This is a genomic window from Candidatus Poriferisodalis sp., assembly GCF_965262965.1.
Taxonomy (GTDB): Bacteria; Actinomycetota; Acidimicrobiia; order Acidimicrobiales; family Poriferisodalaceae; genus Poriferisodalis.
Genome location: NZ_OZ253573.1, coordinates 548,361 through 561,237 on the forward strand (window position 1 = coordinate 548,361; position 12,877 = coordinate 561,237).

Genomic DNA, 12,877 nt, shown 5'->3' on the forward strand with positions numbered 1-12,877 from the left:
CGCGACAGCTGTCAGCACGATCGCGGGGAACGCACACGAAGTACAGGACCAACCGCGGGTGCGCATCCAAAGCCGCCTCGACCGATCGATCAAGCTGCCGCCACTGCGAATCACCCAGCGACTCGCGGAAGAACTTCGCCTGCCAACCCCATTCTCTGTCGTCCTCGAGCGTGCAGAAGCACTCCACACCACCGTCTGGGCTGCCTTTGCGAACGAACTCCGCGTCCGCCGGTGTCTCCAGACGCGCCAGTTGGCTGCACAACTCCTCAAAGCCATCTCGCTGAGAACCGTTCAAGGCCCTGAGATCAGATCAATTCAGACCCATGTGCCCGGCACCTCGAAGTCGATGGACGGGGCCGATTGAACTTACCCCGGCACACTTTCGGTCCACGCGGAAACGCCCCAGCTCATCTGAGACGGCAACCGTGACCCACGGTCGCAGGTCTGGACATGGCTGGCTCACAGTCAAGCCACACCGCCATGAGTGCCGCACAATGCCGGTGCGAGACTCTGCTTCCGGGCATTGGGACCGGCACGGTCCACGGGGTCTCTCAGGAATCCAGCAGCGAGAGTCGCCGTCAGCGGGAAATTGTTCGTTCCTCTGTGCGGAGTGACCTCACGAGAACGCACAGCTTGGGGAACTACCCTTGCCAGTACGCGAAACGGCTTCCTTGGGGGCGTGAACGATGCCGAAGACCTACACGTTGCCCTACACACTCAAAGCCCCCTCCGAGGACACCGAGCACATGTATCTGGCCGAGGTGCCTGTGCTGCCGGGGTGCCGTGCGTGGGGCGAGACCGCCGAAGAAGCCCTGCACAACCTCGACGGCGTCGCGGCGGACTTCATCGCATCGTACGAAGAGCACGGCGACGAACTCCCCCAGTCCATTGCCGCTGCCGGCGAACTCGTCATCGCGGTGTGACGTATCGGGAACTGACCCGGAAACTGAAGTCACTCGGCTGCGAGTTCAATCGCCAATCGCGAGGCTCGCACGAGATCTGGCGCAACCCGGCCACAGGTACCCGGACCACGATCCCCAACTGGGTCGGGCGGGATCTGCGCCACGGAACGATCCGGGCGATCATGCGAGACCTCGAACTCGACAAGGCGGCCTTCGACCAAGCCTGACCGTCGCTCCCGCAGGCCGCGTCCCGACACTGGCCGAACGATTCAGCCAACTGGCCAAATGACCGGTCATCGAGGAGGGCGCAAATGGCAGTCGTCCAGATCGCGAAGGGAACTATTAGGGAACTGGAGGCACGAATTGCTTCTGATCAGTATCTATACGTTTCCCTTAGCTCCACCCGAAGCAGAGGCGCACAGCACTGTGGCCTCGCCCTCGCCTGCACACATGACTCGACGCCATTTGCCGTCGAGCGGAGCGGCGCAACTGACCGACGGACATTCCCGTAAGGTCGCCGCCGCGCTCCGAAGGGATGTCGATGACGGATCCGCTGATTCCGGTGCCAACGCCGGAAACCCAACCGTTCTGGGATGGCGTCGAGTCGGGTGAGCTTCGTCTGCCACGTTGCACCGATTGCGGCGGCGCCTACTTCCCGCCCAGCCCGGGCTGCCCCTCGTGCACCTCGCGCCGCACCGAGTGGATCACCGCCTCGGGCGACGCAACGCTGTACAGCTACGTCATCAACCACCGGCCTCCTTCGGGTTGGGACAGCGACGGGCCGATGTCGGTTGCACTGGTGAGGCTGGCCGAGGGTCCGATGCTGGTGTCGACCGTCGTCGATTGCGAACAGACGCCGCAGGCGCTGATCCTCGATATGCCGCTTCGGGCGACATTCCGTCGGTTCGCCGACACCGATGTGCTGTGCTTCGCTCCTGAGGCGACCCGATGACGGTGAGTCCCACCTGCGCCATTGTCGGGGCAGCCGAGTCGACCGACATCGGTCGGGTCCCGCATTTCTCGTCCACAGGCCTTGCGCTGGACGCTGCGGCCAACGCCCTCGCGGATGCCGGGCTCACCGCCGCGGACATCGACGGCCTCACTACCGGCTACTTCCCCGTCGCCGACGTCTCGACGCAACTCGGCATCTACCCCAGCTGGGCCGACAACACCGTGGTCGCGGTTGTTCGTGGATGTTCCAACTACGCAACGCAATCGCCGCCATCGCAGCCGGATACTGCACCACGGTGCTCATCGTCTACGGCGAGTCGGCTCGCAGCACCCGACACCTGACCAACACCAACGACGGGATGGCGCCGGGATCCATCGGACAGCAGTTCGACGCCCTGTATGGCGGTGGCACCCCAGCCGCACTGTTCTCATTGCCGATCGTTCGCTACATGGCCGAGTTCGGCTTGACCGAAGAACAGCTCGCAGCCGTGCCCGTAGCCCAGCGCAAGTGGGCCGCCATGAACCCCAGGGCCACGCTGCGGGACCCAGTCACTGTCGACGAGGTCCTGGCCGCGCCGATGATCGCCTGGCCCCTCCGACGATCGATGTGCTGCCTCGTCTCGGACACGGGGGGTGCACTCGTGGTCACCGCGTCCGAACGAGCTCCTGACTTCCCCGGTGCGCCCGTGTACGTGCTGGGGACTGGCGGAGCCCTCGAAGGAGGCCTCCTCAGCCCGGCGGGAGTCCGGGATCCCATGCGACCGGAATTCATTCACACCTCGGGTCGCGCCGCGTTCGGGGCCGCCGGCATCGAACACGACGACGTCGACCACCTCATGATCTACGACGCTTTCGCCCACAATCCGATCTTCGGCCTCGAAGGGCTCGGCTTCGTCGAACACGGCGAGGCCGGAGCGTTCATCGCGGACGGAAACACCGAGCCCGGCGGCCGACTGCCGATGAACACCAACGGCGGGGGCATGAGCTATGCCCACGGCGGTGCCTACGGAATGATCTGCATGCTCGAATCCGTCCGCCAGGTGCGCGGCGAGGCGCCCGCCCAAGTCGCCGACGTCGAAGTCAGTGTTGCACATGGATGGGGCGGCTTCTGGTCCGCCTGCTCCACAATCGTGTTCGCCAACCGGCGTTCCTAGCGGACGGCTTGCACCCCGCATTGCGGGACTAGTTTTCGCAGCACTATGACGCTGCTGTCTCCTTACCGAGTGCTCGACCTGACCGATGATCGGGGCCACTTGGCCGGGTTCATCCTGGCACGGCTCGGTGCCGAGATCATTGCCATCGAGCCGCCGGGCGGTACCCCGGCGCGGCGACTGGGGCCATTCGACGCGAACGGTACCTCGTTGACGCACTCTCCCTACGCCCGCGGCAAGAAGTCTGTCGAGCTCGACATCACCACCCCAGATGGCGCCGATGCGCTCCGTCGATTGGCGGCCGGTGCCGACGCACTGCTGGAATCAGCCCCGCCTGGCGAGCTGGCATCGCTGGGCCTCGGACCCGATGCTCTCGCCGAAATCAACCCCGCACTCGTCATCGCTTCGATCTCGCCGTTCGGCCAGACCGGGCCTAAAGCCAACTGGGCGGCGGCTGATCTCACCGTGTGGGCATCGGGCGGCCCGATGCACCTGTGCGGTGACGAAGACCGGGCACCGCTGGGCGTGGGCGTTCCTCAGGCATTCCGTCACGCCGCTGCACACGCAGCATCAGTGGTGACGCTTGCACTGCTGGAACGCAATCAGTCCGGCAGGGGCCAGCACATCGACGTATCGGCGCAAGCCGTCGCGATGAACTCGACGATGTCGTCGGTGCTGTGCTCGCTGATCGGAGCGCCCTTGACCCTGCGAGGCGGCGGAGCGGTGCGCAGCGGCAATCTCCGGCTGCGGTTCATGTACCCGGCCAGCGACGGGCACGTCTCGGTGACCCACGTGTTCGGGGCTGCCATCGGGCCAGCGACGGCTCGCCTGATGGACTTGGTGCACACCGCAGGATTCTGCGATGCCGAGACCGCGTCGAAGGACTGGATCGGCTACGGCATGGCGCTCAGCGACGGCAGCGAGACGATCGAGGATTTCGAGCGCATCAAGGAATGCGTCGCCGCGTTCACGTCCTCCCGAACGAAACAAGAACTGTTCGCCCTCGCCAACGAGCATCGCCTGCTGCTCGCACCCGTCGCCACAACCGCCGATGTCGCAGCATCGCAGCAATTGGCCGGTCGCCGCTACTGGGATGACGTCGACGGGCAGCGCTATCCGGGGCATTGGATGAAGCCCGAGCCCGCCGACGGCTCGGCAGATCGAGTGCCGGCCGTCGGCGAGCACACCGCCGTGATCCTGGCCTCGCAGCGGACACCGGCGGTGTTCGCCCCGGAGTCGCCGACCAGACGTGAGCGCCCGCTCGAAGGCTTGAAGGTGCTCGACTTCATGTGGGCAGTGGCCGGCCCGACGTTCTCGCGGATCCTCGCCGATGCGGGGGCGACCGTGATCCGAGTCGAGTCGTCAGTGCGGCTCGACGCGTGCCGTACGTTCCTGCCGTTCATCAACAACGACCCCGGGCCCGAGAACAGCGCCCTGTTCAACAACATGAATGCGGGCAAGCTCGGCATCACACTGAACCCGGGCACGCCAGCCGGCCTCGAAGTCGCCCACGACCTGATTCGCTGGGCCGATGTGGTGTGCGAGGCCTACACGCCCCGAGCCATGCGTTCATGGGGTCTGGACTACGACAATGTTCGCGAGATCAACCCATCGGTCGTCATGCTGTCGACCTGCCTGTTCGGCCAAAGCGGGCCGCTTGCCAACTTCGCGGGGTACGGCAACCTTTCGGGCGCAATGGCCGGGTTCTACAACATCACGGGCTGGCCCGATCGCGCCCCGGTCGGGCCCTATGGCGCCATCACCGACTACACCTCGCCGCATCCAGCACTGGCCAGCCTGCTCGCAGCCGTCGATCATCAACGCCGGACCGGTGAGGGCCGCTACATCGACTTCTCCCAGGCGGAGGCGTCGATTCACTTCATCGCGCCCGCCATGCTCGAGTACTTGCGCAATGGCACTGTCGTGCAAGGGCGGGGCAACTCCAGCGAACACGCCTGCCCGCACGGTGTCTTTCCCGCGGCCGGGGACGACCGGTGGGTTGCCGTGGTCGCACAAGATGACGACGCATGGGCTGCGCTCGCCCGCCTTGTCGGCTGCGCTGACCTCGCGACGCTGTCGGTCGACGACCGACTCGAACGGCGGGCAGAGCTCGAGGCTGCGGTCGCCACCTGGACGAGCAAGCTCGATGAAGCAGAGGTGGAACGGCAGTGCCAGGACGCCGGCGTGGCTGCACACCGGGTGCAGAACAGCCCCGAGCTGGCAGTCGACCCCCAGATCACCCATCGGCGTCACTGGGTTGAGGTTCCCCACTCGACGCATGGCTCGACGATCATCGAGGCGCCCCGGTTCACCATGTCGCGCAGCCGAGTGTGGCCCGAGGTGGCCGCGCCCTCTCTCGGAGAGCACCTCTACGAAGTCCTGACTGAGCATCTCGGTTACGACGCTGATCGCGTTGCCGAGCTCGCCGCCGCAGAGGCATTCGACTAGCACGGCGACAGCGCGATCCTTCTTTGTGCAGAAATGCCGGCTGAGGCGGCATATCTGCGCAAAGTCCGCGCCGGTCGGCCTGATCTGGCGGTCATGCCGCCTCTCCGCACAGCCTCTAACGTGCGTGCATGGCAGGACTTGACCACATTGTGTACGCAGCACCAGATCTCGCGGCCGGAACCGCAGCCGTTGAGGCGCTGGTCGGCATGCGGGCGGCGCCAGGCGGGCCGCATCCGGGCGTCGGCACGCGCAACACGCTGCTCTCCCTCGGCGACGACGTGTACTTGGAGATCATCGCTCCGGATCCCGAACAACCCGAGCCAGCCAACCCACGGCCGTTCGGCATCGAAGGCATGGCCGAGGGGGCGTTGGTGACCTTTGCCGTGCATGCATCCGACGGCGAGAGCATCGAAGATGTGACCGCCGCCATGCGCGCGTGCGGCGAAGACCCAGGCCCGGTCTGCGCAATGAGCCGTCTGAAGCCCGACGGCGAAGAGATCCATTGGTCGCTGACCATGTCGGCGGGGCCTGGCTTGGTCCCGTTCGTCATCGATTGGGGCGACACCACGCATCCTGCAACGGTGACTCCGACCGGCTGCACGCTGGTGTCGTTGGCGGGCACTCACCCCGACCCGGACCACATCAATGCGCTGTACAGCGCCATCGGCATCGAAGTCGCGGTCACGGCGGGCGATGCAGTCAGCCTCGAAGCCACGCTTGACACTCCCAACGGCCGCGTCACGCTCCGCTGAGGCCGTCACGCTTGTCTGAATTCAGCTGAGTACGAGCGAAGCCTTCAGCTGCGCCGAATCAGTCGCTGAGACTCCAGTCGACCGGATCGCGGCCCGCCTCGGCCAAGGCCGCATTGGCGCGACTGAACGGGCGGCTTCCAAGAAAGCCGTTGTGCGCGCTCAGCGGCGAAGGGTGAGCTGACTCGATGACGACATGGCGCGTCATGTCCACCAGCGTCTTCTTGCGACGGGCGAACGCGCCCCACAGGATGAATACGACACGCTCAGGCTTCGCGCTGACAGCACGAATGACCTCGTCGGTGAACGTCTCCCAGCCCGCCGACCGGTGAGAAGCCGCCGATCGGGCCCGCACCGTGAGAAATGCGTTCAGCAACAGCACGCCTTGACGCGCCCAGGGCTCCAAGTTCCCGTGCGACGGAGGCTCGATGCCCATGTCGTCGCGAAGTTCGGTGAAGATGTTCTGCAGCGACGGGGGCGGCGGCACTCCGTGCGGCACCGAGAAGCACAGCCCGTGTGCCTGTCGGGGGCCGTGATAGGGGTCCTGTCCGAGGATCAGCACCTTGACCGACGCGTAGGGCGTCAAGTGCAACGCAGCGAAGACCTGATCTGGTGGCGGATACACCGGCCCGTTGCCGCGTTCGTCGGCCACGTACTGCGCCAGCGAGCCCCAGTACGGCTTGTCGAACTCCCCTCGGAGGATCGGATTCCAGTCGGTGCGCGGCATCATCCGCTATCCGCCTCTCGCTGCGCTAGGAGATCGCCGTTGCCGCAGCGGCGGACAGCTCGATGCCGCGACCGATGCGGGCCCGGTACAAGTCCAAGTCGACGTCGTCGGACGGCTTCTGGCCGCGCATGTAGCGGGCATAGACGCCGTGAATGATGCACGCCGACTTCCAGTGGTTGAAGCTGACGTAGTACCGCAGTTGCGAGAGATCCGCTCCCGTACGTTCCTCGTAACGCTCGATGAGGTCGGCACGGCTGACGAATCCGTCCACCAGCGTCGGCGGATCCGAGCCCTCCAGGATGTCGTCGCTCGACTCGGTCCAGCTATTCAGCGCGTACGCGAAGTCGGCGAGCGGGTCGCCGAGCGTGGAGATCTCCCAATCCAACACCGCCTGCAGCTCGCCTGCAGGGTTGAACAGGCAGTTGTGCAGGCCGTAGTCGCCATGCACCACGCGGGCGGGGCCCTGTTGAGGCTTGTGCTCGGACAAGAAATCGTGCAGTTCGTGGACAACGGGCGTGTCGTACTGGGCCGCGTCTGCCGAAGCGGTCCACGACCGGTACCACGTGCGAATCTGGCGCCCGACGTAGTCCTCCTTCTTGCCGAGATCGCCCAGCCCGACATCGTCGGGATCCACCGAGTGCAGCGCTGCGAGCACGTCCATGAACGACATGCCGACATGTGCTCTTCCCTCGGCGCTCAGGTGCTCGCGGGCGTCGGCAGACTCGAACAGGGGCCTGCCCTCGACGTAACTCATCACGTAGAAGTGGGCGCCGGTCACGTCGGGGCTCTCGCAATAGCCGTATGCAATGGCGACCGGCACGTTCGTCGGCCCCAAGCCGCTGATGATCGTGAACTCGCGCCCCATGTCGTGCGCCTTCGGCAGCAGCTCCCCCATGGGCGGGCGGCGGACGACCGCCGTGGTGCCGTCGGCGGCGGTCAGCTTGTAGGTGAGGTTGCTGTGGCCGCCCTCGAGCTGAGTCCATGTGAACGGCGGCTCGAGCCCGTCGACGTTCTCGCTGATCCACGCTTCGACGGCGGGCACGTCGTACCCGACGACAGCGCCTGCCGTTGACTCGCCTGCCGCCTCGTCGGCCATCTCGTCTCCCCTTACGCCCGGCGAGCGCCCGCCGATGTGCAGGCTGGCGCAGTTCGCACACACTATGGCAACCGGCGGTGCCCGCTGCGGGCTGTGCACACCCGCGCCAACAGCAGCACCGGCACCGCGAATCCGCTACGAATCGCTGCAGCGGCGACCGGTAGCGTCGGCGCCATGGACTCGACCGCACCAGGTCTGCGATCAGAGCTGACGTCGCCGCCGCCGCACATGACGCCCGAGGAGTTCCGGCAGCATGGCCGAGAGGTCATCGACTGGATCGCCGACTACTGGGAGCGCATCGAGTCGATGCCGGTGGCGTCCACCGTTGCGCCGGGTGACATCCGGGCGATGCTGCCCGACGCCGCCCCTGAAGAGGCCGAGCCGTTCGAGAATCTGCTCGCCGACCTCGATCGGGTCGTCATGCCCGGCGTCACGCACTGGCAGCATCCGGGCTGGTTCGCATATTTCCCGGCGAACAACTCCCCGCCGTCGGTACTGGCCGACACGGTGTCCGCCGGCCTCGGGCTGATCGGCCTGCTGTGGTCGGCATCGCCGGCGCTGACCGAGATCGAGAGCCACGTCCTCGACTGGCTGGTCGATCTGCTCGACTTGCCTCAGCAGTGGAAGAGCACCTCCGCGGGCGGTGGCGTGCTCCAGGGCAGCGCCTCGGACTCGACGCATGTCGCGATGGTGGCTGCCCGTTACCGAGCTCGCCAACGAGGCTCGCAGCCCGTCGAGCGCATGGTGGCCTACACGTCAGCGCAAGCCCATAGCTCGATCGAGAAGGGCGCCAACGTCGCCGGCTTCGGTGCCGTCCGCCTCATCGAGACCGACGAGCGTTTCGCCATGCGTCCGGCGGCTCTGCGCGCAGCGATCGACGCCGACGTGACGGCCGGCCTGCTGCCCGCATTCGTTTGCTCGACCGTCGGGACGACTGGCACCACCGCGGTCGATCCCGTCGATGAGATCGCGCAGGTCGCCTCCCCCGCCGGACTGTGGCACCACGTTGACGCTGCCTACGCAGGCACGGCGATGATCTGCGAGGAATTCCGGCATCACCAGCGCGGCATCGAGCTTGTCGACAGCTATGTGTTCAACCCGCACAAGTGGATGATGGTGAACTTCGACTGCTCGGCCTTCTACGTCGCAGATCGAGGCCCTCTGACTGATGCGCTGTCGATCACCGCGCCATACCTGCGCAATGCCGCCAGCGACACCGGTTCGGTGATCGACTACCGCGACTGGCAGGTGCCGCTCGGGCGCCGGTTCCGGGCGCTCAAGCTGTGGTGGGTGCTGCGCAGTTACGGTGCCGCCGCCCTCCGCGAGATGATTCGCCACCACGTGGCCCTCACGACCGAATTCGCCGCCCGACTGACCGACGACGACCGTTTCGAGATTGTCGCGCCGCACCCGTTCTCGCTCGTGTGCTTCCGCTGCCGGCCTGCCGATGATTCTGAGGGGGCACAGGCCGCCGCCGATCGCTCGACTGACGCACTGGCCGCTGCCATCAACGCCAGCGGCACGTCGTATCTGACGCCGTCCAAGCTCAACGGGCGCAGCATCATCCGCGTGGCCATCGGTCAGGCCCGCACCGACCGCCGCCATCTCGAAACCCTCTGGGACACCATCGCAGCAGCAACCGGCGCGTAGCTGCTCGGACGCCCCGGTCGATCGCTCCGGGTCAGTCGCCCTGGGCCAGTCGCCATATTCAGCTTGCGTCGGTGAAGATCCCCAGCGCGGCCAGCAGCCGATCGTTCTGCGCAGGCGTGCCCAAGCTGATGCGAACGCCCTCGCCTTCGAATGGACGGGTCACGAGACCCTGCTTCTCCAGCCGCACGAACAAGCCCATGGCCCTCTCTCCCACCGGCAGGTAGACGAAGTTGGCCTGACTCGGCACCACCGGCCAGCCAAGGTCGCTGATCGCAGCACTGAGGCGGTCGCGCTCGAACAAGATGTCGGTCACCCGTTCGGCCAGCTCGGTGGCGGCCTGGTCCTCAAGCGAGGCGAGCGCCGCCACCTGAGCGATCCCGCTGACGATGAATGGCAGCGCCACCTTGTCGAGCGCTCCGATGACACCCGGGTGGCCGACGCCATAGCCAACACGCAGATTGGCAAGGCCGTATGCCTTGGAGAAGGTGCGCAGAACGAGCGCATTCGGGTGCTTGTGCACGATCGTTTCAATCGGATCGGACACGGCAGGGTCGGTGACGAATTCCCGGTAGGCCTCGTCGATCACCACGATGACGTCGTCGGGCACGGCCGCCAGCAGTCGCAGCAGTTCCGACGTCGAGCAGACCGTGCCGGTCGGATTGTTGGGGGTGGACAGGATCACGATCTTGGTGCAATCGGTCACTGCTGCTGCGATGGCATCAATGTCGAAGGCGTGGTTGACCAGCGGCACCGTGACAGCACTGGCGGCGGACACCGCGCAGAACACTGGGTGAACTTCAAACGAACGCCACGGAAACACCACCTCGTCGCCCGGATCGATGTAGGCAGCGAACAGCTCTTGGAGCACGCCCACTGAGCCCGAGCCGACGGTGACTTGGTCAAGCCCGACGCTGTGCCGTCCGGCCAGCGCTTCGCGAACCTCCATGCAGCGATGGTCGGGATAGCGATTCATGCCAAAGGCTGCTTCGGCGACTGCTGTCGCGACCGAGGGCAGCGGGTCGTTGGCGTTCTCGTTGGACGCCAGCTTGACGGCCTCGTCGAGATCGTGCTCGGCGGCGGCCTGAGCAGCCGAGCGACCCGGCTTGTATTCGGGCAGGCGCGCCACCGCAGCTCTCGGTCGTCCGATCATGCGCTGGCACTCCTGGTTCGGTGGGTCGGCGGCAAGCTATCGGCTGGCGAGAGCCGGCGGTTCGCCCGGTCCCCGGGTGAGTTGGCTGCCCGGACGTTGCCGGCCACTAGTGCCGGCCGGGGTTGCTGAGCAGTGCAGCGAGACGGTCGTATCGAGGGTCTTCGTCGCCGACGATCCGCCCGACCCATCGGAGGGCTTCAGCGGTGTCAATGTGGGTGCCCAGTGTGATCATTGCCTCGATGTCGACCCAGTCCTTGGGTCGGTCGAACACCGCCTTGCAGACACTGAGGTGCGTTGCCGACAGCACGCGAATCGTGTGGCCGGCGAAAGGAACGCTGACGGCCGCTCGTTCAGCTGCTGCATGGAATGGGTCGTAGCTGAAGAACAGGTCGATCGGCGTGTTGTCCCACATGACCCGGGCTTGACCGTCACCATCCACCATCTCGGCCGCAGTGCGGAGATCTGCCCCGAGCCGGCCAAGGGGCTCGAGAACCTCAGGGGCTCGTTCCGCCGTCACAAAGACATTCACGTCGATGTCGATCGTGGCTCGCGGCTCGGCGTGATAGCCGAGGGAGATTGCGCCACCGAACGCATGTGGGATCGCTGCCAGAGCACGGTCAACTGCCAGGATCTTGTCGGGAAGCGGCAACCGTGTCACGACGTGTCGATTCGAGGAAAGGCGACGGGGGCACGCTGAGGGTGCCCTATGGCGTCAGCGAGAAGCAGCACGTCGACGAGCCGCGCAGCGTGCTCTTCGGGATTCACCGGTGGAGGAATCTCAGGCGGCTCGATTGCGAGCCTGAGTTCCAAGCGTTCGCCAGTGGCTGCAATGAGCCGGCGCAGGGTACGGGTCGTGGGGTCGCGCCGTCCGCGCTCATAGGCGGAAATGACCGGTTGGCTGGTGCCGGCACGTTCGGCCAGGGCCGCCTGGCTCAGGTCATGACGCTGCCGGGCCATTCGAAGAAGTTGTGCCGGTTCCATAATCAGCAGCCTAATATATCTTATTGTCTATGTGATGTGCCGCTGAAGCAACACGACGTCAACGCCGAAGCGGACGATCCCGGAAATTTCGTCGGGGGCTGTACGTCCCAGTACGAACCGGAACGCTGCGCTACGAGGAGCGGTTCGCCTGATCGCCTGGCGTGGCGGTCGCCCGAAACTCGTCAGCAACAGCGGCCATGGTGGTGAACGTCACCCCGGGCCCCGACGCCATGTGATCGATGAGCCGCTCGAGCATCAGCATGCGGCTGCCTCGACCGATGCACTGGGGATGCATCGTGAGCACGAACGCCCCGCTGCCGACCCGGTCACAGAGATAGTCGAACTCAGCGGACCACACGTCATAGACGTGATCGGGGGTGCGCAGCCCTTGCACCATGGGACCGTCGTAGCTGAAGTACGGCCAGTCGTCGAGGATCCAGTCGAACGGCAGCTGAACGAGGTCCACCTCACCGCCGAATCGGTGCGGTCCGTCGGTGGTGGGCACGTCGCCGAGCCGGCACCACGTGGGCGCGTAGTCGTTGCGGGCCATGGAGGAGTCGTAGGAGAAGCCGTGCTCGATGAGCAGGCTGATCCAGCGGTCCCCGCAGTTGCCGCCCGGCACCCGGTGCCCGACTGGCGGGCTGCCCGAGAGCCGTTCGAGGCAGTCCATGGAGCGCGTCAGGATGGCCCGCTCATCGGCTTCGTCACGCTTGGAGGAGGGGGCCTCGTGGCAGTAGCCGTGGTAGCCCACTTCGTGGCCGTCCGAAACCACCCGGGCGCACACGTCGCCGAAGGTGTCGATGGTGTGACCGGGGATGAACCACGTCGTCGGGATGCCACGCTCCTCCATCAGGTCGAGCAGCCGGTGCGCGCCGATCGTGGAGAATTCTCCGCGAGCGGTCAGGTTCGGCGATCTTGAGCCTCGTGGCCCCGTCCAGATCGAGATCGCATCGAAGTCGAAGCTCAGGCAGACCGTTACACGAGGTCTTGGGACATCAGGTGTTCGTTCGGGGCTCATCTGCGGACCCTACTGAACCCCCATCAGCACCCGCTCGGCCCGCAAACGCCGCTT

12 protein-coding genes and 1 pseudogene are annotated in these 12,877 nt (G+C 65.9%); 7 read left to right on the forward strand and 6 right to left on the reverse strand.

The window, feature by feature from the left end:
* Positions 1–686: 686 nt before the first annotated feature.
* From ACQY5K_RS02635 to ACQY5K_RS02660, 6 genes and pseudogenes are all read left to right on the forward strand, one after another.
* Positions 687–923, forward strand: a complete 237-nt coding sequence (locus ACQY5K_RS02635; RefSeq protein WP_428119804.1) for a type II toxin-antitoxin system HicB family antitoxin — start codon at positions 687–689, stop codon at positions 921–923.
* Complete coding sequence (locus tag ACQY5K_RS02640; protein ID WP_428119806.1) at positions 920–1,129, forward strand: type II toxin-antitoxin system HicA family toxin; 210 nt, start codon at positions 920–922, stop codon at positions 1,127–1,129. Before ACQY5K_RS02635 ends, ACQY5K_RS02640 begins: the two co-directional genes overlap by 4 nt.
* 308 nt (positions 1,130–1,437) lie before the next feature.
* Positions 1,438–1,854, forward strand: a complete 417-nt coding sequence (locus tag ACQY5K_RS02645; protein WP_428119808.1) for a Zn-ribbon domain-containing OB-fold protein — start codon at positions 1,438–1,440, stop codon at positions 1,852–1,854.
* Positions 1,851–3,007: pseudogene (locus ACQY5K_RS02650) on the forward strand (thiolase C-terminal domain-containing protein). Before ACQY5K_RS02645 ends, ACQY5K_RS02650 begins: the two are co-directional and overlap by 4 nt.
* 45 nt (positions 3,008–3,052) lie before the next feature.
* Positions 3,053–5,452 carry a CaiB/BaiF CoA transferase family protein gene (locus ACQY5K_RS02655; RefSeq protein ID WP_428119810.1) on the forward strand — a complete coding sequence of 800 codons (2,400 nt, stop codon included), beginning with the start codon at positions 3,053–3,055 and terminating at the stop codon, positions 5,450–5,452.
* Positions 5,453–5,580: 128 nt separating this feature from the next.
* Positions 5,581–6,204 carry a VOC family protein gene (locus tag ACQY5K_RS02660; RefSeq protein WP_428119812.1) on the forward strand — a complete coding sequence of 208 codons (624 nt, stop codon included), beginning with the start codon at positions 5,581–5,583 and terminating at the stop codon, positions 6,202–6,204.
* 58 nt (positions 6,205–6,262) lie between these two features.
* Here ACQY5K_RS02660 and ung read toward each other — a convergent pair whose 3' ends face one another.
* Positions 6,263–6,928, reverse strand: a complete 666-nt coding sequence (ung, locus tag ACQY5K_RS02665) for a uracil-DNA glycosylase (RefSeq protein WP_428122833.1) — start codon at positions 6,926–6,928, stop codon at positions 6,263–6,265.
* Positions 6,929–6,953: 25 nt separating this feature from the next.
* Entirely contained in the window at positions 6,954–8,024 is a 1,071-nt protein-coding gene (locus ACQY5K_RS02670; protein ID WP_428119814.1) for a phosphotransferase family protein, read from the reverse strand.
* Between the two features lie 174 nt (positions 8,025–8,198).
* Between ACQY5K_RS02670 and ACQY5K_RS02675 the strand changes: the two genes are divergently transcribed.
* The gene (locus tag ACQY5K_RS02675; protein WP_428119816.1) at positions 8,199–9,674 is read left to right on the forward strand and encodes a pyridoxal-dependent decarboxylase; all 1,476 of its coding nucleotides are present in this window, start codon (positions 8,199–8,201) and stop codon (positions 9,672–9,674) included.
* Positions 9,675–9,732: 58 nt separating this feature from the next.
* On the opposite strand, the gene hisC is transcribed toward ACQY5K_RS02675, so the two are convergent.
* The 4 genes from hisC to ACQY5K_RS02695 form a co-directional block, all read right to left on the reverse strand.
* A complete protein-coding gene (hisC, locus tag ACQY5K_RS02680; protein WP_428119818.1) occupies positions 9,733–10,824 on the reverse strand; it encodes a histidinol-phosphate transaminase in 1,092 nt (363 codons plus the stop codon).
* Between the two features lie 106 nt (positions 10,825–10,930).
* Positions 10,931–11,482 (reverse strand): hypothetical protein, encoded by a 552-nt coding sequence (locus ACQY5K_RS02685; RefSeq protein ID WP_428119820.1) that lies wholly within the window; start codon positions 11,480–11,482, stop codon positions 10,931–10,933.
* Positions 11,479–11,805, reverse strand: a complete 327-nt coding sequence (locus ACQY5K_RS02690) for a helix-turn-helix transcriptional regulator (protein ID WP_428119822.1) — start codon at positions 11,803–11,805, stop codon at positions 11,479–11,481. Before ACQY5K_RS02690 ends, ACQY5K_RS02685 begins: the two co-directional genes overlap by 4 nt.
* A 130-nt stretch (positions 11,806–11,935) precedes the next feature.
* Entirely contained in the window at positions 11,936–12,823 is an 888-nt protein-coding gene (locus tag ACQY5K_RS02695; protein ID WP_428119824.1) for a polysaccharide deacetylase family protein, read from the reverse strand.
* Positions 12,824–12,877 lie beyond the last annotated feature (54 nt).